Genomic DNA, 26,003 nt, shown 5'->3' with positions numbered 1-26,003 from the left:
GTCACAAGTATGTCCCCGACAGTACAGCGGCGAGAAATTCTGACAGCACTCGGAGCGGGCATCGCGAGTCTGTCAGGATGTATCGGCAATCTCCCAGGCAGTGGCGACAGCATTGACAGGACGATCTACGTCGGAGCCTATCACTGGGGCTTCGTTATGCTCGACGACACCGGCGAGGAGCAAGAGCGTGTCAGCTTGCGACGTGGTGATGTCCTCCGCGTCATCGCGTTTAATACCGGCGCGAGTCAAGTCGTGCAAGCTCTTCCGGCCTCGATCCGAGGCGCGCTTCCAGACCACGAAGCGCTCGAAGAGCGAAACGAGGAGCGCATCCCGCCCCCATCGAGCGGTGACTTTCACGAACTACTGGAGGTGGCGAACGAGCAGTATCCCGACCACAGTCTCGGAATCATGCCGTCTGGACAGGTCCACATGGAGGGTGGGATGATGATGCACCCCGTTGCGCTTCCACGGAGGGCCACAAGACCCGTCGTTCGACAGTTAGGTGTGACGCGACCTGGCGATTATACGCTGAGTTGCCTGACCTACTGTGGTTACGGCCACGCCTACATGGAGATTGACGGCGGCATCGTCGTCACATAGGAAATAGTTCTTAACTGCGACGAACGTCTAATCTACGTCAGTCATCACCGGAGGACCTCGATTTAGCTGAGACACCATCCGGCGACACCCGACTCAATCGGAGCGCGTTCGTAGTGACTGCGAGACTCATCCCCATATCCCCGACGATGATCGCGAGGGCCACGTTCACCAGTCCGAACGGCACCCCGAGCGCCAGTAGGACCTTCACACCGATGCTCGACCAGATGTTCTGCTGGATGACGCTCCCTGCCGTCTGGGACAGTCGGTGAAGGTACGGGAGTTTGGACAGGTCGTCGCCCATCAGCGCGATGTTCGCGGACTCGATGGCTGTGTCCGTCCCGGCAGCCCCCATCGCGATACCGACCGTCGCCGTGGCGAGCGCGGGCGCGTCGTTGATGCCATCGCCGACCATCGCGACCGTTCCGTACTCAGCTTCGAGCTCGCGAACGACCGTCGCCTTCTCTTCGGGGAGTAACTCCGCGTACACAGCATCCACGCCCGCACTGGCACCGATTGCGTCGGCCGTTGCCTGATTGTCACCGGTCAGCATCACGACGTGCTCGATGCCCTGGTCGTGCAGGCGAGCGACGGTGTCTGCCGCCGTCGACCGCAGTTCGTCGGCGACCGCAATCACGCCCTCGATTCCGTCGACTGTTCCGACTAGCACAACCGTCTTTCCCTGCTCTTGCAGCTGGGTGATCGTCTGCGTCCGCAGATCGTAGTATTCCCCATGGTCACAGGTGCTCGGTTCGGTGGCAAGTACACCGCCGTCCGGGACAGCGTGAACGTGCCCGAGATCAACCCCGAGATCCTCGAACAATGCCGGATTGCCAGCGTAGTAGGTCTCGCCGTCGAGGTCAGCTCTGACGCCCTTGCCGGTCAGACTCTCGAACGATGTTACCTCGGAGCGGTCGAAGCCTTCTGCGTCGGCTGCAGCAACGATTGATTCCGCGATTGGATGTTCGCTTCGTGCTTCCAGCCGTGCCGCCGTCGCGAGCACCTGCTCTCGAGTCGTCCCGCCGAGCGGAACTACGTCAGTGACCGTGAGCTCGCCCTTCGTGAGCGTCCCCGTCTTGTCGAAGGCGACGACGTCGACCGCGCCCATCGCTTCGAGGTGCGTCCCGCCTTTGATGAGGACGCCGTTTCGCGCCGCGCTCGTGATGCCCGAGATGACGCTCACCGGCGTGCTGATGACGAGCGCACACGGACACGCGAGCACGAGTAACGCAAGCCCCTGGGTGAACCCCGTTGCCCACGGCCGACCGAAGACGACTGGCTGGACGATTGCGACCAGGACGGCGAAGGTCACTACGACCGGCGTGTAGTACCCGGCGAACCGGTCGACGAAGCGCTCATGTTCGGTTCGGTCGCGCTGGGCGTCCTCGACCAATTCGATAATTCGAGCGAGCGTGCTCTCGGACGCCTCGGCGGTGACCTCGACCTCTAGATACCCTTCCTCGTTAATCGTGCCCGCGTACACCTCGTCGCCCGTGGTCTTGTCCGCCGGGAGACTCTCGCCCGTGATGGGCGCCTGATTGACCGCGCTCGCCCCCTCGACGACGACGCCATCAGCGGGGATCTTTTCGCCCGGACGAACGAGCGTGACATCACCAATTTCCAGGTCCTCGACGGGCACCGTGTGCTCGTCGCCGTTCCGACGAATCGTCGCCGTGTCGGGAGAGAGGTCGACGAGCTCACGGAGCGACGATCGCGCCCGGTCCATCGCGTAGCGTTCCATCAGTTCGGCGACGCTGAACAGGACGGCAAGCATCCCGGCCTCCCAGAAGAGAGACTCCCCGAACGCCAGACTCGCGGTGAGGGCACCGAGGATGCCGAGGCTCATCAGCAGGTCGATATCCAGCGACAGTGTCCGGGCGGAGTAGTAGCCGTTGCGGACGATCTCCTGACCGGCGACGACGGCGCTCGCGAAGAATAGAACGCCGGAGACGGTGAACTGCTGGGCAAACAGCTCGAACAGGACGACATCAATGCTCGGAAGGCCGACGCTGATGATGGCACCGAGAGCGAGCAGAAGTGCGCCCGTCCACGTTTTTAGTGCCCGAGGACTCGTCCATACCGATTGGGTCTGGGCGTCCTTGCCTTCTCCCTCCTCCCGCTCTGTCGCTTCGACAGCGTACCCCGCCCGCTCGATGGCCGCCACGACCGCATCGTGATCTGTCTCGGTGGGATTGTAGCTCACGACGACTGAGCCGGTCGTCGGCACCGTATCGTACTCGAGAACACCAGCGAGTGCGGCGAGTTCGGTTTCGATCTTCCCGGCACAGGACGGACAGTCCATCTCCGGGACACGCAGCGACTCCGTCTGCGTCTCAGTTGGTGATTCGATCCGATATCCTGCAGCGGTAATCCGTTCCTCAATGGCGTTGATGTCGGTGTCGTCTGGATCGTAGGTGACGGTGACCGTCCCGGTCATCACCTGCGGTTCGACTTCGTGGATACCGTCGAGGGTCGAGACGCTGTTGACGATTTTCTCCGCACACGACGGACAATCCATGTCCGGTACCGACAATGAGATCCGCTGGGTACCCGCTGGTGGGTCCGTCGGGCCGCCCGAATCCTGAGTCATTACCTCTAGTAGTCACGCTGCGGGCAAAGCGGTACGGTTGCTGTGCAGCAACTTCCTCGGTCGTCAGCCGTCCTCATCAGTTAGAGTATCGGGGCGGCTTGAGTCGGCGTAGGCGAGCGCAAGCTGTGCCTCAGCCCGACGCAGTCGGTAAGCGAATGTCGAGCCAGGGATACCGAGCCGGTCTGCGAGTTCGTAGGCTTCGGCCGCTCGCGGTGATTGATAGTACCCGGCGTCGACGGCAGCCCGAAGCGCGGCGTCCTGCTCCGGGGACAGCGCTGGCTTCTGCTCGTCAATATCGTGTTTCGGCGAGGCAGGTGAATTGGTAATGCGACGGATCTCGACGCCAGTCGTGTCGGCAATTTCGGCGGTGAGGTCGTCGTGGAAGGTGCTAAACTCGGGACTGCCCGGGACGATCACACGCCACTCGTACTGTCGCTCTGTCCAGGTGGTCTCGAAGATCAGTCCGTCACCGAAGTGCTCGAGCGCGAGGTGGGGAATGGACATGCAGGAGGGCGTCCGCGTCCAGTAAGAGTAGATGACGAGCGTATCTCCGGATTCGTCGAGAACCTGGGTCTGCCAGTCCGCTTCGCAGTCCCGTCGTGCGAGGCAATCCGGGTAGTAATCACCGTCCGTGACTGCGGCGACGATGTCGTCGCGGACTGTTTCGGAGCCAGTAATGTGATCGACGCGCCAGAGATGCTTCGCGGAGACGTGGCAGGACAGCGACCGAATACGAGTGTCGGGAGCCGCAGAGAGGACGTCCGCGACGGCATTCGTCCCGGAATCGTAGGCAAGTGTGAAAACGAACTCTCGCATGGCGAACCGTACGCTGGTCGTTCGTAAGAGCGTGTTGTTGCCCACTACCCACTTAGTAGGGGACTGTCAGAATCAGTCAATTAGCTGAATTGAGGCGCTAAGCCCCCTTCCTCAGCGAGCGCCGAAGGCGCGAGCAGGGAGGGGATACAGCGTTCACGAGAGCTTTTCTCTCGTGTGCGAACGAGACGCGACGCGTCTCGTCAACGCCGCACAGTTCACATACACGATTCGGTGGCAGGCCCACAGCCCCACGCAGTCGCAATTCGTTTGCAGTAGGGTAGCATAGTATTGAACGAACCCAATGGAATACGACCTCGACTCGGGAGCGCACTCGACGTTTTCGCTGCACTACCACCTGATACTCACTACGAAGTATCGGCGCGGAGTGCTAACCGAGGAGCGAACCCAATTCATACACGAGGTCATCAGCGGGTTCACGGACAACTACGGTGTCGAACTGACGAACCTCGACGGCGAGGACGACCACGTACACATCCTATTCCGAGCGAAGCCAACCACAGACCTCGTGAAGTTCATCAACACGGTCAAGGGCGCGACTGCCCGCCGTATCCGCAACGAGTACGCGGACGAACTAAAGACCGAACTGTGGGGCGACTCGTTCTGGAACGACTCGTACTGCCTCATCTCGACGGGGCAGGTGTCGCTGGATGTGCTGAAACAGTACGTAGAGGACCAACGCGAGTAGAATGTACTACGCCTACAAGTACCGTCTCAAGCCGTCCGACGCCCACCGAGAGGAGTTGGACCGCCACCGAGACATTTGTAGGCAACTCTACAACCACGCGCTCTACCGCTTCGACCAAATACCCGAGGACGCAGGCACGCTCAATCAGCGTGTTCGGTCCATCCGAGACGAGATTCCATCCCTGAAAGAGTGGTGGGACAGCCTCTCGGACGTGTACTCGACAGCTCTGCAAACGGCAGTCATGCGAATCGAGCAGAACGTCAAAGGCCTCTCCGCACTCAAGGAGAACGGCTACGGCGTTGGTCAACTCACGTGGAAGCCGCCACGGGAGTTTCGCAGTTTCACGTACAGTCAGTCTGGCTTCGAGCTCGACAAGAAGGGCGGTCAGACTGTGCTGTCACTCTCGAAACTTGCGGACATCCCGATTCGGCTTCACCGCGCCATCCCCGACGACGCGACGCTCAAGCAGGTCACGGTCAAGAAGGAACCGACGGGCGAGTGGTTCGCTACCTTCGGCGTCGAAACTCCGGACGCCCCACCGGAGAAACCCGAGAAACCCGAGAAATGCGTCGGCATCGACGTTGGGATTCTCACGTACGCCCACGACACCGACGGCACGGCGGTCGGGTCGCTCGACCTCTCCGACGAGCGTGAACGCTTGGAGCGCGAGCAACGGAAGCTCTCGCGGAAGGAACACGGCTCTGCCAACTACGAGACACAACGGCGGCGAGTTGCGGAGTGTCACGCAGACCTCCGTCGGAAGCGCCGCGACTTCTTGCACAAACTCTCGAACTACTACGCTCGGGAATACGACCTCGTGGCAGTCGAAGAATACAAGTGCGAGCGAGAGGGGACGCACTTCGTGACGGTCAACCCGAGAGGGACGACCAAGGAGTGCGCGTCCTGTGGCGTCTCGACGGAGAAGCCGTTGTGGGTCCGTGAACACTCCTGTCCTGCCTGCGGGTTTGAGGCGGACAGGGACGCGAACGCGGCGTGGAACATCCCTTCTCGCGGCCTCGAAGACGTAGGAGTGGGATACTCCGAATCAACGCCTGTGGAGACTGCGCTCCCTGTGGATACGCCTGTATCTGCAAAGCGCATCGTGGAAGCAGGAAGCCCTATACCCTCAAGGAGCGAACGGCGTCAGCCGTGAGCGAGTAGGGTAAGGTAGTTCACAAGTGGGTCACAGGATAAGATTCGTTAATGGACGGGGATCGACGAAACCCGAGGGACAGGGATGCCCGTGAGAGTCCACGCCATCTCGCATTGCTCCGTCCCCTTTCTGTGTTCATTCTCGCGTTCGTCACGCTTACACAGATTCCCGTCGCATCGGCGCACGAGGCGACAGCGGGGCTCTCCCAAAGGTCACGGACTCGTCCTCGGTGTCATCGGGGTTATCCTCCTCGGTGGGGCGATTGTTAGCAAGCGAAGCGGTCGAATCTCCCCGACGATAGCACTCTATGGCGTGCTCACCGGAATTGTCGTGATTGCACTCGGTGCCATCCTCTTTGAAGGGTTTTCTCCAGATCCCACGTATACTTCGGATTCCATGCCGTTCCCACGGTCGTGGTATCAACCACTGGCATTGGGGACCGGTCTGTTCATCACGGTGACGAGTTTTATCATTGGCTGGCTTCGCTGGCCGACCCGGCCTCGCTACACGTTCTTCAGCATCTTGATGAGGTTATGGATCTCGTATCCTTATCTCATTCCTGGTCCAGCGAGTGATGCTCACCCGACTCGTCGAGAACCAGGACTTCATCGTCGCCCACGAGTTCGACGAGGTGACCTACCGGAGCGAGAAGATCACCTTCGCAGTGGGAATCATCGCTGGCGTCATTCCTCTCGGTATTGCACTGCAGCAGACCGGGGCGGCGGCGCTACTAGGCAATGCTGTCGCCTCGACTGCGGCGTTCTTGCCAGCGATCGGTGTCCTCTGAGTGTTCTACGTCGCCACCGGCCTGTTGACAAGTGTCATCAGTACCAACACGAGCGTCGTGTTGATGATTCCTGCCGCGGCCAGTGCGGCTCAGTCGATTGGGGCGAACGCGTTCGCGTTCGTCCTCGGCGTGACGTTCGCCGCCTCGACGGCGTTCATGACGCCAGTTGGCTACCAGACGAACCTCTTCGTCTACGGGCCTGGTGGCTACAGGTTCTCGGACTTTCTGCGTGTTGGTGGACCGTTACAGTTGCTGTTGTCGGTCGTCACTGTCCTCGGGATTGCGTTCTTCTGGGGCGTCCGTGTTTGACGCGGGTGTGCTGACTCAGCAGTGAAAGACATCCCGAGAGCGGTCGTGAATCGCTGTGGTTCACAGACCCGTCACACTAGGAGGTGAGCTATCTGGACTCCGGTTCCAGACCGTTCTCATGACCGTATGTCTACTTGTCCGTTATGAGGTGCGGGTCGGTCATTTTCACCGTATAGACGCGCTCTCTGGGGATGTACGTGTACTCGTCATCGCCGTGGTGAATCTGCCAGTGGTCCTCTCGATAGTTGAGTTTCTCATCGTCGATCTCTTCCGAAACGGTCTCATCCACGCCTTGATAGACAATCGTCGCCATGACCAACAGTAGGCGGGCTGCGTCCATAACCTGGCGGGTCACCAAGAGGTGCTAGATTGTTGTTTGACGCTGTCCTACAGTCTAGAGACCATCATGCGCATCGTACTCTCACTTGGCGGGAGCATCCTCATGCCAACGCTTGACCCAGAGCAGTTTCGGGAGTACGCAGCCGTCATCACAACACTCGCCGAGAAGCACGATGTCTGTGTCGTCACCGGGGGCGGATCTCCTGCGCGCGAATTCATCGGTGTGGGGCGAGCTCTCGGTGCGAACGAAGTCGAGCTGGATCATCTCGGTATCGAGGTTACTCGGCTAAATGCCCGCCTTCTCATTGCGGCAATCGGCGACGAGGCCGTCTTGACGCTAGCAAAAGACTACGAAGCGGCGGGCAAAGCGCTCCGCTGTGGCGACATCGTCGTCATGGGTGGAACAGCACCCGGTCAAACTACTAACGCGGTGAGCGCTCTCCTTGCTTGAATACCTCAACGCAGAACGTCTCATCTATGCGAGGAACGTGCCTGGGGTCTTTAGCGCGGATCCTCACACGCACCCAGACGCAGAGCCATTCGACGAGTTACGCGCGAGCCAACTCATTACCCTCATCCTCGATATGGACAGTACTGCCGGGAGTCGTGTACCGATCGACCTTCTCGCTGCGAAGCTGATCCAACGTGCACACTGCGAAACAGTGGTTATCGATGGAACCGATCCAGAATGCATCCTCATCGCTGTCCAAACCGGCGAATTTGGCGGGACGAGAATCATCTCGGACAGCGACGATGACACGCCACCGGCTGAACCATGATGGCTGTTATGCTTGTGGAGAACGACATCTGTGTATGTCTCGTCACGTGGCTTCCTTCGAGATTGACTCACAAACCGATTCGTATGCCGCTCGACGCATCCTGGAGCGAGTATACGATACGATTCGAGAGGAGTCATCGAGCGGCGGGGAGGACTCTACCGACACAAGCGAACTCCTCGAATCGTTCGAAACGCTTCGAGATGCAGCGAAACGTCCCACAGCAGGCAAGCTGACGGTTATCTACGAACAATACGACGACGAATTCGAGAACTAAGTTCGCAGAACACCCGTCACGGGGAGAGATACGCAACCTCAGTCTGCAGTCCGCCAGCGTCCCCCAAGTTCCTCACGTTCGCAATCGTTATATTTTCCATCGCGGAAGACTGTCACACGACCGTTCTCTTCGCTCAGCGTTACACTGGCAATGACCTCTTCCCGGAGGGAGACTTCTAACGCACTGAGATGTTTGGTTCCCATCCAATCGGCATAAGCGAGGGGTGGCTCTTCGACCACTTCCGTAGCATTTGGAGTCCGAACGCGAACCATCTGTTCTTGGATCGTCCGATCCGCAGCAATAACGACTGCCCCATCACAGCTGAATGCCACGTTGCGGGCTGCATCGATGAATTCATCGGATGAGATGGCGACTGACCGACACTGGTCGACAGGCCACGTGTTGTCTCCCAGCGGGTCGGTGTATCTACCGAAATCGATGTCAGCAACGACAATAAAATAGAGACTCGGTCCGGTCACATATGGTTCGTCCCACCGGCTGAAAGCGAGACTCAAACTCTCTGCGACATATTTGAGGATGTCGATAGTTTCTGGGATTGTGGCATACTCCGCTTGACCGCCGTTGGATTCTATGATAACTCACTCACCAGCATACTCGATATACATGGAGAATCCGTTTGAATGCTCTGCCCGTGACAGAGACTACTAAAGTACACCGTCACCACTGACACACCCACCATCCGTAGACGTTGTACAAACACTCATTCGCCTTGCACCCCTTCTAGGACCATGGCCGAATTTCCAGACGAACGACAGCTCGTTCTTCGGGCGCGTTCCCAGTTGGACCAGTGGACGAAAAGTGCCCGGATGGAGGCGTACACCGAGCTGTTCGAAGGTGAGGATCCCATCCTCTCCCCCAAAGAGGTGCAGCTGCTCGATGCGCTCGACTCTGAACTGGAGCGAGAGGGCGGCGATGGTGTCTGGGGAACCGATCAATACGGAATCCACACCGCAGGGACCTCGAGTTCGGATACCTCACTCGGCGTCGTCTGTGTGTTCCACCCACAGATAACCAAAGACTCCGTCCTTCGTGGGGCCGACGATCTTGACGATGAGACCGAAGAGCGACTCAACGCAGCACTCTGGCGATATAGTGAACGGGTTGCGACGCTCATCGGAGAGCAGCTCCAGGAGTTCGCCCGTCAAACGCAGAGTTAGAGACCCCAGCTCAGGATCAGCCCCACATGGACCGGTAGTTGGTTTACACGATAGCCTCTTCTTTCCACGAGTTGATAAGGGGAAACGGCTGTCTGAATGGCACTCGTGGCTTTCTCGTTCACTGACTGTTCGCCGGCATTTGCGTCTAACCACCCGTTCTCAGATTACTCGAGCACGCTGATTGTACTCCTAGAATTCATCAGCTGGCACCGTCAGCCGTTTTCGTTGAGACCGTTCATCTCCATTGGCGAAGACCAGTGAGTACGTTCGACAAACTGCTACCCTCACGAGCTGTACCCGCCGTGTTCGCACTGCCGAGCGTCCACACAGTTATCCGAACCGGACGCCTACTAGAAAGGATGTCAGACGACAAACGGAGCCGAGACGACGAACAGCGACAACAGCCAGAACGAGAGGTAGAAGGGGTACGTAACCGCGCCCATGAAGACCGAGCGATGAGCGGTGACCCTGGTGGGCGACTTGGTGACCTCGATGAAGCACTCGAAACTCACGCTTATCCAACCACGACGGATCAATTGGTCGAGGCCTATGGCGACTACGAAATTGAAACACAAGGCGGAACAGAGTCCCTCGATGAAGTGTTTTCCCTAACTGATAACCAAACGTACGACTCCGCCGATGACGTTCGAAGTCGAATACTAGGACTGATACACCGATAATGAATCAGCTGGCAATGGGCCGAATTCTAGCCTGGTAGTTCTCTGGTGCGGCTGGTCATATTGACACTTTTGTCTACAGATAAGCAAGGCGAGTGTCTCGAGGTCGTACGAGAGAGCGTGCTCTCTCGTGATGCCAAGACGGCTTGCAGTCTGGAACCACTTGTCCCCGAGGTACTTCACTCTGTTTTCGCCCTGCTGAGCCATTTTTCGTCGTGTGTGGTCCCCACTGAGTACCAGCGCGCCATCGTCTCAGGCGGATTTCATGAGTCGATTCCCATCTGCATAGGTGCTAGATCACCGGTACGGACTAGATCTCCAACAGTCAGTTCAGAGAAGAACAACCTGCGCCAATCCGAGGAATGTGAAGAATCCGAGGACGTCTGTTGCGGTTGTGATGAATATGGTCGCAGAGGTTGCCGGATCGTAGCCGACCCGGTCCAGTACGAGTGGAACGAGTGCGCCGAAGAACCCGGCGATGACGAGGTTCAAGACCATCGCGATTCCGATGACCAGTCCCAACATGGGACTCTGGTTGAACAGGGTGGCGATGACGGCCACGATACTACCGGTAATCACGCCGTTTGCGCCCCCTGCAAGCACCTCGTTGCCGATGGCGCGCCTTCCTGTTCGAAGCGAGATCTGCTCTAGTGCGATTCCGCGGACCGTCACGGCCATCGACTGCGTGCCGGCGTTCCCACCCATCCCGGCGACGACTGGCATGTAGATTGCCAGCAGCGTCAACGCCGCGATTGTGTCTTCGAATAACCCGACAGTCGCCGCAGCGAGGAAGGCGGTCCCGAGGTTGATGATGAGCCACCTGTACCGCCGGCGAACCTTCTCGAAGGCGCCATCGAGAACGCTCTCCTGCTCGTCAACACCAGTGAACTCATAGAGTGTCTGGCCGGCCGCTTCCTCGATGGCCTGCAAGAGGTCGTCCGCGTAGATGACTCCGAGAATACTGTCGTCTTCGTCGAGAACGACGATTTTACTCTGCGGGTTGGTCCTGAACACCTCGATAACCTCCGAGTCGGACTGTTCGTATCGAACCGTTGGGGTGGGGCGAAGATATTCGGTGATGACCGCCGGCCTGTGGCCAGCCAGGGCCAGGGTATGACCAGGTAACTCCCCCAACACCTCGTCGCCATCGGTGACCAAGACGGTCGGGAAGCGCCCCGTTCGACCCTCGTGGCGTCGGACGAGCCGTGCCACCTCCTCGAATCCCTGGTCCTTGTCGACGGTGACGTAGCCGAGATCCATCATACCGGCGGCGCTGTCCGGGCTGAACTTCAAGAGGAACTCAATCCGCTCCCTTCGGTCGGAATCGAGCTGACTGAGTACGGCCTCCTGAGTATCCTCGTCGAGTAATCCAACCACGTCGGTCGCGTCGTCGGGATCGAGTCGGCGGATAAATCGCCGGACTTCCTGCCGATTCATATCATCGAGTACGTCTCGCTGGATCGACTCGGGTAGCTGGAAGAATACGACTCGTTGTCGTGTCCATGGGAGTGCCTGAAACTCTGCACTTGGTGTCTCCGAGGCAGCTATCTGCTGTTGGACTCCGATCGTGAATTCTTGCATACGATTACTCCGTTTCGCGTCGCATGAATCCCAGACCCCGACGTGACGTAGCAGAATCTGAGGTGTTTGAACCAATAGTACGTGAGACGTTGGACATAGCCCTCCCTACTCCCGAGATCGTTCGTGTTCTGGGGCAAGGTTGAGAAACACGTCGTTCTCCGCGCCACACCGTGGGCAGGTATGTACAAAGTGAAGGCCGTCCTCACCACGTTTTTCTATGCGCCATTCCGACCGGGCGCGGGCAACGGTTCCACACTCTTTGCAGCGTTTTGGATGGTCCTGGAGATACGTCTGCATGAAGTCGATGAATGACTGCGTTCCATGGCGGTGGGTTGGCATACTTTATCCATTCGAGGGGGAGTCGTATCAGCGTATTCGCTCCCTTTGACACTATTCACCCCCGAGCCACCAGCCGTAGAGCTGTTCTTGCTCGTCAGTGTCGGGATGCTTCTTCGACTGACCGTACGTCTTCCCTTTGAGGAGCTGGCGCTCGACCGCGTTCGCAGCGAGTCGAAGCGCGTGGGAGGCACCGTAGCCTTCGCCATCGGCCGTGAAGTAGCCACGGTCGGTGACCAGCCGAATCCGTGCCAGCACCAGCGGTACACCCCGGCTCTGTTCCTTATGCTCCTGCAGTTCGATGCTGGCCTTGATGACGGTCATCTCACCATACTTCGAGGTCATATTCTCGATCAGCGCGGAGACGTCATCGTAGTCCATTTCCTCCAGCAGGTCGAGGCCAAACACCTGCACGGCGTTCCGGTCGCCGCGTTCCCAAGTAAGCGCCTCAATGACGTCCGTCTTCGTGATGATACCGACCGGGTCATCAGTTTCGTCGGCTGTGACGACGAGCGATGAGATCTCATGTTCGAACATCGTTTCGACGACCTCGTCGAGCGGGGCGCTTCGCCGAACCGTCACCACTGCATCGGACATCAAATTCTGCACCGGCAGATCGAGCATCCGGTCGGCATTACCCTCACGCGCACCGAATCCGCCACGGTTCTGCCCCCCGCCACCGCGACCACCGAAGCCGCCCGACGAACCGCCCTGACTCTTGTTACCGCCCCGCGTCGTGAATTCGATGACGTCGTACAGACTCAGCATTCCCACGAGCTCGTCTCCGTCGATAACAGGGAGATGGGCGATGCCGGATTCCCGAAGCATGTTGAGGGCTTTTCCAATTGTCGTCTCGGAGGTCGCGCTGACCAGCTTGGACGAATACGCATCTGCGACGGTCACCGCATCGAGGAAGGGGCGGACGGCCTCGAGAACAGCATTTGCGGTCACCACACCGACGGGACGGTCGTCATCCAGTACGGGAAGCGTTTTGGCGTCACTGCCGATCATGAGCCGCGCGACCTCCCGAACGTCCTCTGTGCGTTCAACAGTCGGGACATGCTGTATCTGTGAGCCGACCTTCGCAGAAGGCTGATTGGACGAGGAAGCCAACTGTCGGCGGCTGACGACACCACGATACTCGTCACCGTCCGTCACCACGACGGCATCGAGTTCTTGATTCTCGAATACGCCGGCGACCTTCGAGAGCGGTGTCCCAATATCGAACTCGGTGAACTTCGTGGAGAGGATCTCGGAGATATCCATGAGTAACTCTCTAGTGGGAGGGGTGGAGGACGGTTATGCTTGTCTCACACAGATGCAAGGAGAAAGCCCACGGCTTTAGCCGTGGGAGGAATTCGACAGTTCAGCAGTACGTGACAATTGGTTCCGCTCGTACTTGTTTTGGCCACGAACTACCAATTGCACTTCTACTCGGCCATGAACAGCTGTGTTCTGCAGATGAATGCACGCACTAGATGGGGCGTGTGGTCAGGATTCTACTTCAACGTCGGTCTCATCCAAAGCACTTCGCCGGGTGAGCAGTCCCACCTGTTCCAGAAGCGTCGTCGCTTCAGCGAGTCGTTTTCGGTCGGGGTCATCCAGTTGGTCGATCTCGATGCTGTTGAGGTTACTCAGAGCGCGATGCAGTCGATATCCAGGCGTGTCTCGTGGGTCCATTATGCGCGCCTCGCCGACTCCCGGCGTTAACGAGACGCGCCGCGTCTCGTTCGCACACCAGAACGCAGAAAAACAATGCAGGTATTCCGATGCCTCCCGCCCAAGCCTGCATCAACCTTAACCAACACCCTTCGTATAGGTATCCTATGTTGGTTAAGTCCGTATCCAACCGATTCTCCTATTCAGGATCTGGCCCGTGACGAGGTGACTGGCACACCTGGCACTCCCACATCGGCTGCCCAGTCCAGTTCTCAGCTGGGACCGACTCGAACTCTTGGAACTGATGCACAGTCGTTCGGCCGCAGCTGCGACAGTCAAGCCGCGTTTTCGAGGGAACACTGGGTTGCCGACTCTCGGACTGCGCGTCGTCGACTGAACGCTGGAGTGCAATCGCTGGCACCAACCAGGCGTCGGTCTCGGCGCTCTCAAGGAGGCCTGTAAGCCGATCTCTGTCGCGGATGCTGTGACCCTCCTCGTCGTAGAGGAACGTCGTGTGAGCCTCTCCACGTGGCGCCTCGGTCGGCTCAGTCCAGGGAGTCCGTTCACGAGCCACCGCAAGGAGCCGGTCACCACGCTCGGAGGTCGCCCGGACGGCGTCAGGAAGCGAGGGCCACTCGTCGGTCAGTTGCGCGGCAGCTGCGTCGTCGAACTCGGAGAGCAGCTGGCAGTCGTCGACGGCTGGATCTCTGTCGGGCTTCGCGAGGAGGGTCGCTGCCGCAGCGCCCTTCGCGAGGGCGTGATAGACGGTCGAGGCCTCGACGAGCAGCTGGACGACGTGAAGGAGTGTCCACTCGGTGTCTGCGGGCTGCTGGTTATCGGTGGACGTCCCGAGATGATTCGTGAGATAGAACCGGCACTTCGTCTGCTGGCTGGTATCGATGCACCACAGGAAGCACATTCGGTCGCTGGTGGGCCTGCGTCGACTGGATAGCCCGCGGGTGTCTCCCCGGGTCGGTCGCTGGATGTCTCGCGATGATCGTTGCTGGTGAGTTCACTGTCGGGAATCTGTGTCGCCTCGCCACGCGGTCGGAGTTCCTCGAGGTCAGCGTAATGATCGGCCATGGGGACGTCTACCAGCACGTTCGTTCGTCTTCCGTTTTTAATACCAGCCTCATACTGACTGCAAGGCGGAAACCCGCGCCTTTAGGCGCGGGAGGAAGCCGAAACTCGATGACACAAACTACGCTCGATAGCAGGCCGACTCCCCCACTCCAACCCGAATTATTATAAATACACGCTACTTCATATGAAGTATATATAGTGGAAGACTCAAGCACTCGAACCGTGCCCATCAAACTCGATGTGGACGAGAGTGCGGCTGACCTTCTCCACCAGACAACCGACCACTTCCTCGACGCCGCCAACTACGTCGTAGACGTAGCGTGGGAACCAGACTGGAAAATCACCAGAAAACAAAAACTCCACGACCTCACCTACTACGACGTTCGAGACGACTCGCCACTCCCGGCGAACCTCGTGCAAGCCGCACGAAACCGCGCCGCAGAAGCCGTCAAAGGCTGTGTCGAACGATGGAAGCAAGGCAAGAAAGCCTCGAAACCACACTTCACGTCACGGTTCTCCAGCTACGACGCCCGAACCGCCACCGTCAACGACAACCACGCCACACTCGCCACTATAGACGGTCGAGTGACCGCAGAGTTCGTCCTCCCCGATGAACAGCGAGACACACCGCACTCGGCGTACCTGTTCAACGACGACTACGACGTGAAAGGAGCCACACTCCACTACGACACAGTTGAGGACTGCTTCTACCTTCACGTGCGGACAAAGCCCGCCGTGGAGAACAATGAGGCCGAGCAAGGCGATGCCAAGCACGTCTCCGTCCTTGGTGTTGACCTCGGCATCACAAACATCGCAACCACCTCAACCGGGAGATTCTGGAGCGGCGGCGAACTCAACCACTGGCATCGAGAATACGAACATCGGCGTGGCGACCTGCAACAGACTGGGACTCGGTGGGCGCACATCAACGTTCAACGAGTTGGTCGCAAGCAAACCGGTCGCTTCGAGCAGATGCTTCACACCATCTCAAACGAACTCGTCGAGGAAGCTCTCGAAACTGACTGCACACATATCGTGTTCGAGCAACTCAAAGGCATCCGCGAACGCCTCCCGCACGCGAAGGCGGTTCACAAGTGGGCGTTCCATCGGTTGTTCGAGTACGTCACGTACAAGGCCGAGTCTGAGGGGCTTGTAGTGAAGCAGATTAATCCGGCGTACACGAGCCAGCGGTGCTCAAAGTGTGGGTTCACCCACGAAGATAATCGCCCCCATAACAACGGGCAGGATGAGTTCGGGTGTCTGAAGTGCGGATACGATGTTCACGCGGACTACAACGCCGCGAAGAATATTGGCTTGAAGTATCTCCGCGACCAGCAAAAGTCTGGACGCGGAGGCGCACCCGTAGGCGTGCGCTTGAACAGCGGGACGTTGAACGTGAACGGCGAGTATTCGCCTACCGCTCTCAGCGGTTAGAACGGGAGTCCACGCTGAATGCCACGCCCTTCAGGGCGTGGTAGCTTACTCCTGGTGTCGACTGAACTGTGTGGCTTCGGTGACCTTCACTCAAATGCTATCAGGATGGTGTGACCGACTCAGCGGGTGTATGCAGCAGGACTGTTAATCGAAGAGTCGGACAGAAGAGCACACCCTGTTCGACTCTCCTCCTCTCAAATCGCTCCTCACTTAGATTCCTTTGCGGGTCGCTCCCAGAAATTTCTGAGAATCTGTAACGTGCTCATTGCTCCATGACCACGATCGCACCCTTCATCCCCATGCCGCGGTGCGGCGTGCAGTAGTACTTGTAGACGCCTGGAGCGTCGAAGGTGTGGGCGAACGTCGTCTCGGCGTGGTCGGTGTAGGGTGACTTGAACGCGCCCTCCAGCTCGACCACGTCGTGGGCACCGCCCTTGCCCGACCACTCCCATGTGACGGTCGTGCCGGGCGAAACCGCCACGGCGACGGGGGCGAACTCGAAATAGCCCATCGTATCCTTCGCGCCGACGGTCACCGTCACCGCGGGCTCGCCGCGGCGGTCGTAGGTCGCCTTGTAGGAGTCCACGTCGGCGAACCAGCCGTCGTAGGCCGGCTCGCTCGCGAGGAACGGCCCGGTCTGTGCGTCGGCGTCGCCACACCCGGCGAGGCCCGTAGCCCCGACGAGCGCGAGCGCGCCCATCCCCTGCAGGTAGGTCCGGCGGGTCAGGTGCATGTTCTCACCTACCGGCCCGTCGCGACGGGCGCGACGGGAGTGGTCGACGTGTCGGTGGTGCGCGCGCGCTTCGCCCGGCGCTCGGTCACGAACAGGTACGCGAGCACGACGATGAGCGCGACCTGGACGGTCTTGTCAGCGACGCCGAGGGCGAACTCGGGCATGCCCTGGACGACCCAGACGGCAATCTGGACGGTGGTGAACGGGACGCTACCCGCGTAGAGCAAGCGGCGGTTCACGCCCACCACGAGGACCGCGACGATGCCGAGGAAGCCGAGGCTGGCGAGCAAGAACGGGACGAACCCCTGCACCCAGTAGAGGTACAGGTGGACGAGCCCCGTCGTCACGGCGAGCCCGGCGGCGACCCAGTGCAGGCGGGTCATGGGCTCCTCGCGGGAGGCGAGGATGGTTCGGGTGATGAAACGGTTGTGTGTTGCCATGACTACTAGTGCGACCGCTCGCCATATCATCACTCTCGATGACAGGTTTTCGAGCCGTGAGTACTCGTCACGTAATGAAATTCTCGGCGTCGGCGTCCGAAATTTGCGACCCTGAACGTCGAGATTCTGCATCGATTCAACGATGGTCAAGCGGTCACAGACCTTCTTGGCGCGAACTTTGCTGAACGGCAACAACCGGTACGTTTGTCCCTCCGTCGTCGCCCAGTTCCGCTTGATACCGGCATCGAGGATTCGGCCCAGCGTCGGCTGCGGGATGTCGGTCGTCGCCCGAATCTCGCTCCGGGTTAGGTCACCGTCCGCCAGGAGAGCAAGCACTCGTCCCCGACGATTTGTCGGCGAGCGGAAGCCCACGTCGTCGAGTACTATCCGCATGAGCGATAGAACCTGGCTGAAGCCTAATAGGTGTGGCCGGTGTATGTAGAGGAGAGCGACGCAGTAACTGTTCGCCGAGGAATTCATGGTTTCGAACACACCACTTGACGATGTCGAATTTTTAGCCAGCTCGGAGAACCGAGTGACGGTACTGGAAGCATTGACTGTCGAACCCTACACACGGGGAGAGTTGCACGATTTGACCGGTGTCTCCCAACCGACCCTCGGACGAATTCTTGAGGACTTCGAGGATCGTCGTTGGATCAAAAAAAGAGAAAGACGCTATCATCTCACTCGGCTCGGGTCACTGTTGGCAGACGAATTCGGCGTGTTATTGGATACCGTTGAAACGATTCAGATGTTAGCAGAACTCGAAACGATCCTTCCGCTTGACGAGATGGACTTCGACGTTCGAATGTTCGGCGATGCGCGAATTACGGCTCCACAACCGCCCGACATTTTCGCCCACGCCCGACGTGCGGAAACGCTCGCGATGGAGGCGTCGCACGCCCGCTCTCTAACAGCAAATTTCTATCCCGACCTGCTCCCGAAAACGCACGAGCTCGTCATCGAAGGCGGACAGACCCAAGAGGCGATTGTATCGGCGGCTGCCTTCGACGCGATCATTTCACAGCCCGGGGCCGCTGAGATAGCCCGCGAGCTGCTTGAATCAGGGAAGATGACCATTTATCGCTACGATGGCGAGGTTCCAATCGGGTTTGCACTGTTCGACGAGATCGCCGTCATCTTCCCGTACGACGAACAGATGCGCGAGTATGCACTCATTGAAACTGAGAACGAGACCATCCGTTCGTGGGTCGAAGCGCAGATGGATGGCTACCAGGAACAGGCCACCCTGATAACTCCGGCAGCCCTTCCAGAGTAGGTCACCTTCGTCCACTCGCTCCACCGAATGTGTGGAAGCCGGTGAAGTACCTCGGGGACAAGCCCCGAGGCACTCGCCTTGTTCCTTCTGTAGAATACGTCATCCATCTCCGTGACCATCCGCTCTGGAGATCTCGGTGCCATTAGACGCTTTCTCTGCTTCCGGGAGGGATACCCTGTTCAAGCGGTCAGACGAGCGGAACCGGATCATACCGTCTGTGTCCGCTATTGGGGGCCCTTTTCCGCCTCCGCACTCAAGTGGTAGATGACATTGAAAGGGCCGTTCGCTCTCCCGATCCCGGTGTGGTCGGTGACCGACTCGCGCTCTCATTTCAGCACGCTCCCCGGACCAACACGTCACGTGTCGGTAGCTCTCCCGAGGGAGTCATACGCTCTTTCACCACCGGATTCTCCCCTACCCACAGGTATGTGCGTCTTCATAGCACAAGCTACTGACGTAATGGGAGACCCCACCGAGACCATCAAGATTGAGAACGTCGTCGCATCGACCGGCATCGGGACCGAACTCGAACTCGAACAACTCGCGAAGGATCTCCAGGGAGCCGATTACAACCCCGAAAACTTCCCCGGTGTCGTCTACCGCCTCCAAAACCCCAAAGCCGCGACGCTCATCTTCCGCTCCGGTAAAATCGTGTGTACAGGCGCGAAATCGGTCGACGGCGTCCACGCCGCCTGCCAGCGGGTCTTCGACGAACTCCGCACGCTCGGCGTCGCCGTCGACGACGACCCCGAGGTCATCGTCCAAAACATCGTTGCCTCTGCGGATCTCGGTGTCAACCTTAATCTGAATGCCATCGCCATCGGATTCGGGCTCGAACACATCGAATACGAACCCGAGCAGTTCCCCGGCCTCGTCTACCGCATCGACGACCCCAAGGTCGTCGCGTTGCTCTTCGGCAGCGGCAAACTCGTCATCACGGGCGGGAAGACACCGGACGACGCGAAACGAGCGGTGACGGAGATTGTCGAGCGACTCACCGAGATCGGTATGGCTCCCGCCCCGGCGTGACAGCCTCCCCGCGCTACAGCGCGAGGAGTCCTCTGTTGGGGATTCGCCGACCGGTCCACGGAGCCACCGTGAGGGTCCGTGCACACTTCGTTGAGACTTTCCTGCGGGTGTGGTTTCCCCGACCAGTTGTGGTCGCTCATGCCGCGAGCTGATGGCTGGCTTCATCGTAGGCGAGTGTTGCGTGGGCGACGGCGAGATTCTGCCGCGTCGTGCGCCACGCGGTCAGGTCGTCCCAACCCTTCGACTCGTCGGCGTCGAGGTGCTGGGCGAGTTCCTCGGGTGAGACTACGTCGTAGCGGTCCTCATAGCGCCGAATCTTGGCCTTCATTTCTCTGATGCTGTCAAGCAGCTCTGTCCGCGTCGTTTCGTTACGAAGCTCGTGGATCCGAGACATCAAAATCCGGTCGCTGTTTCGTTTGTACAGCGTCGTTTGCCCGTCCTGCGCTGTCTCGGCGAACCCGGTGTTCACGAGCGCCTTGCAGTGTCGGCGTGCCGTTGGCTCGCTCACGAGCGCTCGGTCAGCAATGTTGGCTGCGGACTGCCCGTCGTGGGTCTGTTCGATGATTTCGTACACCCGCTCGAATGGTGTGGTGTCGGCTTTCCAGTCGGCTTTGACCTGCTCGTTGACGTCATCCCACGGTTCAGTCATACTGGGTGCTACGCGCTCCAGAAAATATACTTTCTTGAGAAAACTATTCCTTTCTCAGAGACGCTTGTCCAGAAGCGTTGTCAGGCTCCCTGCTCCTCTAAGGTATCTCGATGCGACTGGATGGTCGTTGCAGTGACCCGTCACCCTCGCGTTCTCCGTCTGCGTCAACCATCTCCCTCTTCGCGACCCGCCTTGTATATGCAAGCCGCTGCGAAGCCGGATGTCCGGACACTGGACGTTACTCCTGTCGATTCTGACTGTTCAGCCAACCTTCAAGCTCGCTGTCGAATAGCGTCTGAAACATCGAAACCTGACGCGAGCTGGGAGATGAATTCGCTCAGGCGAACAGTCTATGATTGTAGACGGGCGATGTCCATCTTGAACGATGGACCCAATTTTCTTCGCCTCTCGCAACGAGTTCCGCGCCTGGCTCGAAGCGCACCACGACACAGCCACGGAGCTGTGGGTCGGCTACTACAAGGTCGACGCAGAGCGATCCGGTATCGAGTACGGCGAATCGGTCGAGGAAGCGCTCTGCTTCGGGTGGATCGACGGTTTGGTCAAGGGCATCGACGACGAGACGTACACCCGTCGATTCACACCCAGGAATCCCGACAGCAAGTGGTCGAAGGCGAACACGGAGCGGGTCGAAGCGATGATCGAGGCGGAGAAGATGACCTCGGCCGGAATGGAACTCGTCAAAGCGGCCAAGGAGTCGGGCGAGTGGGCGGCTGCTTATCGGCTCGCCGACGACCACGAAATCCCATCCGAACTGGAGGCGGCGCTGCGTGAGAACGAGACCGCCTGGGAGAATTTCCAGAACTTCTCGAACACTGACCAGCACGCGTTCATCGCGGCCGTCGAGGAGGCTAAGACGGACGAAACCAGGCAAAAGCGCATCGAACGAACGGTCCAACTTGCGGCGCAGGACCTCCGAGCATACGACGAGAACAACAAGCGGCGGCTGTAATGAGTCTTTTTCAGGAACGGTCCGCCCCAGACCCACTGCCTGAACGACCGCCGGTCATGCCGACGCGGGACGCGACGAACTATACGTATCGTAATGCTCGAGCGCATCACAAACGATCGACAGCCGATACCGGGCGTACTCCCACTCCGAGACAGCTTCGAGCCGCTCGTGCGCCTCTGCGGCGTGAAGCAACCACTTGCAATAGATGTGCGAAGCGCGGTCGGTGATTCAACCTCGTCCGTGGAAGTAAACTCCGCAAGTTCCTCTTGCAGGTCCACCGCTTTCGTGGCAAGCTGGTCTTCTGTGTGTTCCAGTCATTCGACTAACGTCGATTTCTCCGCGAGGTAACACTCCCAGCAGGTGAACCCCGGAAAGCATTCTTCACAGGCGGGCTCGTCCGCCTCTGGGGGCTTCGCGGATGCGACGCCACCATCGGTCACGACGCGTTCGACCTTCTGTGCGGCCTGCAAGATTGGTGCGCGAATTGCCACGGCGAGCCGGTGTTTACACGCACCTTCGAAGTGGATATTAGCAGGGCATTCACAGTTCGTTGGGATGCCGTTTTTGACCGTCACGAGATACTCGTGATTCTCCGGGTCGACATAACTGCCGTTTCTGACGAGCACGCCTCTCTCGGTGAGGGAGAACTCGAAGGCTTCGTACTGGGCGCGTTTCAGGGAACGATTCGTGTACTCCAGTCGCTGCAAAATGTGTTCTGACATGGGGATATAGCGAGGCCAGTTGTGAGTGGCCCCGCGCCCCTTCGGGGGCCAATAAACTGGCGTGCGAAACCCCCGAAAACACGATGTTCAAAGTTCTACCAACCATCCACACCAATCCCTCCCGGTTGCCAAAGTTGTATAGTAGCTCACCCTGTACAATTCGCATGTCAATTCGTGTCATGTCCTGGAATGTTGACGGGACATTCCCTCCTGCCGGGTCATCCGCCGCTGTCAACGCAAAAGTCGAGTGGCTCGACTCACTCAATCGTCTCCCAGACATCCTCCTCCTCCAAGAAGTGAATCCGAACCAGCGAGACCTCTGGCACGAGTTATTACTCGAAACGTTGGGATACACTGCGCTCACTGACACCATCGAGTGGGCTCGTGACCTCGACAATAGCAATGGCCACATCACGGCTGTTCGCGAGGACTGGCGTCTCTCCGAGAACAGATTCGGCCGTGATTCGACTGGCACACCCGTTGAGCTGGACACGCTTGACACAGCGTTCCCTGAGAAAATCCTCATCACCGATATCGAACTCCCACAGGCGACGATTGAAGTTTTGAACATCAGGGCCGTCCCCGGGAGTAGTTGGGGTGTCGAGAAGATCATCATTCTCGAACAAGTCTACGAGTGGATGACCACGACGGGCGAAAAGCCACGAATTCTGGCCGGGGATTTCAACGCCCCAAACACAGAACTCGCAGATGGGCAAGCCATCCCCTTTGGGTACGAGAAAGAAGCAGAGATACGGAATCGGTGGGTGAGTGCAGAGCTCAATCTGCTCAAGGGCATTGGTCACATCGGACTCATCGACGCGTTTCGCGCCGTGCATGGATATGGAGACATCGACCATGTGGACCTGAGCTGGGATCGAACGAAGCGGTTCGACCATCTGTTTATGTCTGAGGAATTCGGGCTCAACGACTGTCGGTATCTGTCCGCAGGATACGACTACAGCGACCACGCGCCAATCGTCGCAGAATTCGAAATCTAACGTTGTATCTGTCACAATCGAACAACGGAACGTTACACGAGTTCGTATGTCGCGATCGAACTCTGCTCACAGTATGGACACACAGCAGTACGGTCTTCGACCGACATCCCACACCGCCGACACTCATAGACGACTTTAGGTAGGTTCTCCATTCTGAAAATCCACTGTAGTGGGCGGAACATTTCACTGTCCCTCCACCAATTTTTCCGCGAGCGCTTCGCGATGCTTTCTGAGCGTTGCCGTGGAGACGTCAGCCTCTGCAGCTAACTCGCATTGGAGGACCCGTTCGTCGACCGCTTTGCTCGCCAGTTCGAGACACGCCGCGGCCACGCCAGCCGGATTACAGCCGTTGTCGATACCCAGCTCTCGTGCCTGTTCTGTGAACTCGACTGCGCGATGTCTCACCTCTGGAGAGAGGTCAAGCGCCGAGGCGAGTTGCGGGATGAACTGCTGCGGTGTGGGAGGAGGTGTTGGCAAGCTCAGTTCCGTGTTCAGTACCGCGAATGCGTTGCGAACCGAATCCTCGTTACACTGGGCGAACCGAGCGATTTCTGCGACGGACCGGGGGAGGGAATTGCAGCGACACACCGCGTACACGCATCCAGCTGCGATGGCTTCCAGTGAGCGTCCTTGGAGCAGGTCTTCGTTCTGAGCCGTGGTGAAGAGGGCACAGGTCTGGTCACGGATGCTCTGGCCAAGGCCGAGCGCGCTCACGAGGCGTCGAATTTCGTAAAACCCACGCATCTGATTGTGTTCTCGCGTCGTCGAGCGCTGTGCACGCCCTTGTTCACGGCGCAATCGTCTGAGTTGGCGGTGTTTTTTCGGTGAAAGGGCACGCCCTTTTCCGTCGTGGTGCTTGCCAATGGTCGTCGACAGCCCCTGGTCGTGCAGCGAGGGTGTGAGCGGTGCCCCCGTCCGTTCCGGGTTAGATTGGTCTTCGGGGAACGACCGCCATTCTGGGCCAGGGTCGATGGCTTGGTCAGAGAGAATGAGGCCGCAATCGTCGCAAACGGTTTCGTGGGTGTTCGTGGTCACTCTGCCGTCGCATTCGGGGCAGGAATTTTGGGATGTCTGTACGTCTTCGTCGAACGCCGTTTTGTAGATGTCTCTCGTCGCCATTCGAACTCACGAGGGACAGCAAGCCCCTCGCCCCTCAGGGGCGCATAAACTGGCGGTCAGGGAAGTAGATTCAGGGAGTCAGTAGATTGAATCTGGATGAGCAATGGGCGGTTCTTATACGAACGGAAATCGCTGGGGTAAACCTGACCATGTTTCACACGGGGAAGTTCCCGAGTTCGTGGCCCATCTAGTCCATGAGATGCTTCACTGTGAATTTCTGCCACTCGATTTGGTCCTCCAGCGAGTCCCCACTTCTCGGTCGTTTCCGCGATAGCCTCACTCATGTTCAAGTGAGTACCTGCGCATTGCATGAGCTTGGGATGCTGCTCGCTCAGTGTATTCCCACACAGGTACTGTCAGTCGCCATCGAGCCCATATTCGTGGTTCAACGCCGCACACGTGTTCCGACTCAGCTCACGGGCACCACTGTGTTGGGTGGGGAAGATGGCCTGGCACACGGCGCCATCACCGGATTTGTGAATGCTCTGACCTGAAAGGAGGCTGACCAGTAGGCCTGGATTATTCGTATCAACACCACTCCAAATCGTGCTGGCAATCTCCGATTAACAGACCTTGGAAGGTGGGATTCCGGAATTCGAATCACCGTCTATCCCACGGACCGGCTTATACTCGCTCTGGAATGATGGTGCAGTCAGGTCGAGTGCAGTCGAAGAAGCCAACGTCGAACTCGGCGAGAATTGGGCGAACGAGCGTCATATCGACCTTTGACTCCATCGTGATTATCCAACGCTTGAGCGCCCGATTCCGGAAAACATCCGGATAATCCTCCTTGAAGAGGTTGGTGTAGGACACAATCTGGCCCAGTGGTTTATCGACATCGCTCGAACTCTCGATTTTCTCACCAGATGTTTTTATCTCGAGTAGGTGTACCTCAGCTGGACCGACCGCAATGGCGTCGATAGACCGCGTGTAGGACTGCAAGAGGAACCCCCCTATGTCAGAGATTTTTCCTGACTTCCAGAACCCGCACGGAGCGCCATTCTCGCTGAACAACTCCGCGTACGACCGCGCGAACTTCTCATTGTACCCGGTCGGTTTCCCGTCTTGGACGCGGTAGGCGTCGTCGACACGCTGGATGCCGAGTGGGACCTGACAGTGAACGAACTCGAGAGCAGTGATGTCGAGTGGCCCCTCGAACATGAACTTCGCGAGGACATCCTTCTCGCCGCCGTTGAGTCCCCTCCAGTTCACGGTCGGTGGCCCCTGTAACTTACTCATCCATCAACACCGCCCAGATGCGTTTTTCAGCTTTACCTCGGCTCAGTGGCGCGAGGTCTGCAGTTTGGCTGACAGCCGCTTCGAGGTCGTCGAACTGTTGTATCAATCCCGAGTCAATCGAGTCGTGTACTGCGTACTGGTTTGCGAGGAACCACATCAGTCGCTTGACGTCTGCGAACGTCGACGTGTCAGTGAACGTAGCAAGCGCCACATCACAATTCTTCTCCCCGAAACGCTTCGGCTCAGTCTCCAGGTCGGTCCGCCGCATCGATTCCCAGTACGATATACCGAGTACCTTCTCGAACAATTGCTTCACGTCTCTTATTCCCTTCATTGAGATGTCATCAGAGAACTCGATGGCGGCCTCGCCAAGGAGTTCCTCATCTGACATCCCATCGTAGAGTCTCCGGAGGAGTACGATGTCTTTTTCAGACAGTTCACCACTGCTGTTTGCGAGCCGCTTACCGATTATAAGCGGTGCTAGGTACCTTTTCATGGTACAATCTGAGAGGAAAATCGAATTCAGG

General features: G+C 58.5%; 24 protein-coding genes and 4 pseudogenes. 13 read left to right on the top strand and 15 right to left on the bottom strand.

Annotated elements, in window-relative coordinates:
* The first annotated feature begins 9 nt into the window (after positions 1-9).
* Positions 10-600 carry a hypothetical protein gene (locus tag P1M51_RS19800; RefSeq protein ID WP_276275273.1) on the top strand — a complete coding sequence of 197 codons (591 nt, stop codon included), beginning with the start codon at positions 10-12 and terminating at the stop codon, positions 598-600.
* Positions 601-637: 37 nt separating this feature from the next.
* On the opposite strand, the gene P1M51_RS19795 is transcribed toward P1M51_RS19800, so the two are convergent.
* Entirely contained in the window at positions 638-3,187 is a 2,550-nt protein-coding gene (locus P1M51_RS19795) for a cation-translocating P-type ATPase (protein WP_276275272.1), read from the bottom strand.
* 63 nt (positions 3,188-3,250) lie between these two features.
* On the bottom strand, positions 3,251-4,003 hold the full coding sequence (locus tag P1M51_RS19790) for a helix-turn-helix domain-containing protein (RefSeq protein ID WP_276275271.1): 753 nt from the start codon (positions 4,001-4,003) through the stop codon (positions 3,251-3,253).
* 301 nt (positions 4,004-4,304) lie between these two features.
* Here P1M51_RS19790 and tnpA point away from each other — a divergent pair, with 301 nt between their 5' ends.
* The 3 genes and pseudogenes from tnpA to P1M51_RS19775 all read left to right on the top strand — a co-directional run.
* Positions 4,305-4,709: an IS200/IS605-like element ISHmu6 family transposase gene (gene tnpA / locus P1M51_RS19785; RefSeq protein WP_015763788.1), complete on the top strand. Its 405-nt coding sequence runs from the start codon at positions 4,305-4,307 to the stop codon at positions 4,707-4,709.
* 1 nt (position 4,710) lies between these two features.
* Positions 4,711-5,870, top strand: a pseudogene (locus tag P1M51_RS19780) (RNA-guided endonuclease InsQ/TnpB family protein).
* Between the two features lie 569 nt (positions 5,871-6,439).
* A pseudogene (locus tag P1M51_RS19775) lies at positions 6,440-6,958 on the top strand (SLC13 family permease); the annotation flags it as partial.
* A gap of 130 nt (positions 6,959-7,088) precedes the next feature.
* Here the strand turns inward: P1M51_RS19775 and P1M51_RS19770 are convergent.
* Entirely contained in the window at positions 7,089-7,298 is a 210-nt protein-coding gene (locus P1M51_RS19770; protein ID WP_276249135.1) for a hypothetical protein, read from the bottom strand.
* Between the two features lie 66 nt (positions 7,299-7,364).
* Here P1M51_RS19770 and pyrH point away from each other — a divergent pair.
* Positions 7,365-8,076 (top strand): annotated as a pseudogene (gene pyrH / locus P1M51_RS19765) (UMP kinase).
* A gap of 34 nt (positions 8,077-8,110) precedes the next feature.
* Entirely contained in the window at positions 8,111-8,350 is a 240-nt protein-coding gene (locus P1M51_RS19760) for a hypothetical protein (protein ID WP_276249136.1), read from the top strand.
* Positions 8,351-8,388: 38 nt separating this feature from the next.
* Here P1M51_RS19760 and P1M51_RS19755 read toward each other — a convergent pair whose 3' ends face one another.
* Positions 8,389-8,829 (bottom strand): diadenylate cyclase, encoded by a 441-nt coding sequence (locus P1M51_RS19755; protein ID WP_369685135.1) that lies wholly within the window; start codon positions 8,827-8,829, stop codon positions 8,389-8,391.
* 270 nt (positions 8,830-9,099) lie between these two features.
* Between P1M51_RS19755 and P1M51_RS19750 the strand changes: the two genes are divergently transcribed.
* Both P1M51_RS19750 and P1M51_RS19745 read left to right on the top strand, forming a co-directional pair.
* On the top strand, positions 9,100-9,528 hold the full coding sequence (locus P1M51_RS19750) for a hypothetical protein (RefSeq protein WP_276249137.1): 429 nt from the start codon (positions 9,100-9,102) through the stop codon (positions 9,526-9,528).
* Positions 9,529-9,887: 359 nt separating this feature from the next.
* Entirely contained in the window at positions 9,888-10,208 is a 321-nt protein-coding gene (locus P1M51_RS19745; RefSeq protein ID WP_276249138.1) for a hypothetical protein, read from the top strand.
* A gap of 327 nt (positions 10,209-10,535) precedes the next feature.
* Here P1M51_RS19745 and P1M51_RS19740 read toward each other — a convergent pair whose 3' ends face one another.
* From P1M51_RS19740 to P1M51_RS19725, 4 genes and pseudogenes are all read right to left on the bottom strand, one after another.
* Positions 10,536-11,786: a magnesium transporter gene (locus P1M51_RS19740; RefSeq protein ID WP_276275270.1), complete on the bottom strand. Its 1,251-nt coding sequence runs from the start codon at positions 11,784-11,786 to the stop codon at positions 10,536-10,538.
* Between the two features lie 390 nt (positions 11,787-12,176).
* Entirely contained in the window at positions 12,177-13,388 is a 1,212-nt protein-coding gene (locus tag P1M51_RS19735) for a CBS domain-containing protein (RefSeq protein ID WP_276275269.1), read from the bottom strand.
* A 225-nt stretch (positions 13,389-13,613) separates the two neighbouring features.
* Positions 13,614-13,802, bottom strand: coding sequence for a hypothetical protein (locus P1M51_RS19730; protein WP_276275268.1), 189 nt, complete (start codon positions 13,800-13,802; stop codon positions 13,614-13,616).
* Positions 13,803-13,980: 178 nt separating this feature from the next.
* Positions 13,981-14,864: pseudogene (locus P1M51_RS19725) on the bottom strand (hypothetical protein).
* 195 nt (positions 14,865-15,059) lie between these two features.
* Here P1M51_RS19725 and P1M51_RS19720 point away from each other — a divergent pair.
* On the top strand, positions 15,060-16,298 hold the full coding sequence (locus P1M51_RS19720; protein WP_276275394.1) for a transposase: 1,239 nt from the start codon (positions 15,060-15,062) through the stop codon (positions 16,296-16,298).
* A 262-nt stretch (positions 16,299-16,560) separates the two neighbouring features.
* Here the strand turns inward: P1M51_RS19720 and P1M51_RS19715 are convergent, their stop codons facing one another.
* Positions 16,561-17,031 (bottom strand): halocyanin domain-containing protein, encoded by a 471-nt coding sequence (locus tag P1M51_RS19715; RefSeq protein WP_276249143.1) that lies wholly within the window; start codon positions 17,029-17,031, stop codon positions 16,561-16,563.
* Positions 17,032-17,039: 8 nt separating this feature from the next.
* Positions 17,040-17,864, bottom strand: coding sequence for a hypothetical protein (locus P1M51_RS19710; protein WP_276275267.1), 825 nt, complete (start codon positions 17,862-17,864; stop codon positions 17,040-17,042).
* Positions 17,865-17,949: 85 nt separating this feature from the next.
* Between P1M51_RS19710 and P1M51_RS19705 the strand changes: the two genes are divergently transcribed.
* Together P1M51_RS19705 and P1M51_RS19700 are read left to right on the top strand one after the other, a co-directional pair.
* Positions 17,950-18,750: a winged helix-turn-helix domain-containing protein gene (locus tag P1M51_RS19705; RefSeq protein ID WP_276275266.1), complete on the top strand. Its 801-nt coding sequence runs from the start codon at positions 17,950-17,952 to the stop codon at positions 18,748-18,750.
* A gap of 459 nt (positions 18,751-19,209) precedes the next feature.
* A complete protein-coding gene (locus tag P1M51_RS19700; RefSeq protein ID WP_276249146.1) occupies positions 19,210-19,779 on the top strand; it encodes a TATA-box-binding protein in 570 nt (189 codons plus the stop codon).
* A gap of 136 nt (positions 19,780-19,915) precedes the next feature.
* Here the strand turns inward: P1M51_RS19700 and P1M51_RS19695 are convergent, their stop codons facing one another.
* Complete coding sequence (locus P1M51_RS19695) at positions 19,916-20,428, bottom strand: winged helix-turn-helix domain-containing protein (protein WP_276275265.1); 513 nt, start codon at positions 20,426-20,428, stop codon at positions 19,916-19,918.
* 385 nt (positions 20,429-20,813) lie between these two features.
* Here P1M51_RS19695 and P1M51_RS19690 point away from each other — a divergent pair, with 385 nt between their 5' ends.
* On the top strand, positions 20,814-21,398 hold the full coding sequence (locus P1M51_RS19690; protein ID WP_276275264.1) for a YdeI family protein: 585 nt from the start codon (positions 20,814-20,816) through the stop codon (positions 21,396-21,398).
* A gap of 314 nt (positions 21,399-21,712) precedes the next feature.
* Here P1M51_RS19690 and P1M51_RS19685 read toward each other — a convergent pair whose 3' ends face one another.
* The gene (locus P1M51_RS19685; protein WP_276275263.1) at positions 21,713-22,120 is read right to left on the bottom strand and encodes an SWIM zinc finger family protein; all 408 of its coding nucleotides are present in this window, start codon (positions 22,118-22,120) and stop codon (positions 21,713-21,715) included.
* A gap of 164 nt (positions 22,121-22,284) precedes the next feature.
* Here P1M51_RS19685 and P1M51_RS19680 point away from each other — a divergent pair, with 164 nt between their 5' ends.
* Positions 22,285-23,118 (top strand): endonuclease/exonuclease/phosphatase family protein, encoded by an 834-nt coding sequence (locus P1M51_RS19680; RefSeq protein ID WP_276275262.1) that lies wholly within the window; start codon positions 22,285-22,287, stop codon positions 23,116-23,118.
* Between the two features lie 183 nt (positions 23,119-23,301).
* Here the strand turns inward: P1M51_RS19680 and P1M51_RS19675 are convergent, their stop codons facing one another.
* The 3 genes from P1M51_RS19675 to P1M51_RS19665 form a co-directional block, all read right to left on the bottom strand.
* Positions 23,302-24,237, bottom strand: coding sequence for a transcription initiation factor IIB family protein (locus tag P1M51_RS19675; RefSeq protein WP_276275261.1), 936 nt, complete (start codon positions 24,235-24,237; stop codon positions 23,302-23,304).
* Between the two features lie 624 nt (positions 24,238-24,861).
* On the bottom strand, positions 24,862-25,476 hold the full coding sequence (locus P1M51_RS19670; protein ID WP_276275260.1) for a hypothetical protein: 615 nt from the start codon (positions 25,474-25,476) through the stop codon (positions 24,862-24,864).
* Positions 25,469-25,972 carry a hypothetical protein gene (locus P1M51_RS19665; RefSeq protein WP_276275259.1) on the bottom strand — a complete coding sequence of 168 codons (504 nt, stop codon included), beginning with the start codon at positions 25,970-25,972 and terminating at the stop codon, positions 25,469-25,471. The genes P1M51_RS19670 and P1M51_RS19665 overlap by 8 nt, the downstream gene beginning before the upstream one ends.
* Positions 25,973-26,003: the final 31 nt, after the last annotated feature.

It is taken from the genome of Haladaptatus sp. QDMS2, assembly GCF_029338295.1.
GTDB lineage: Archaea > Halobacteriota > Halobacteria > Halobacteriales > Halococcaceae > QDMS2.
This window is presented reverse-complemented; position numbering and strand designations above follow the sequence as displayed.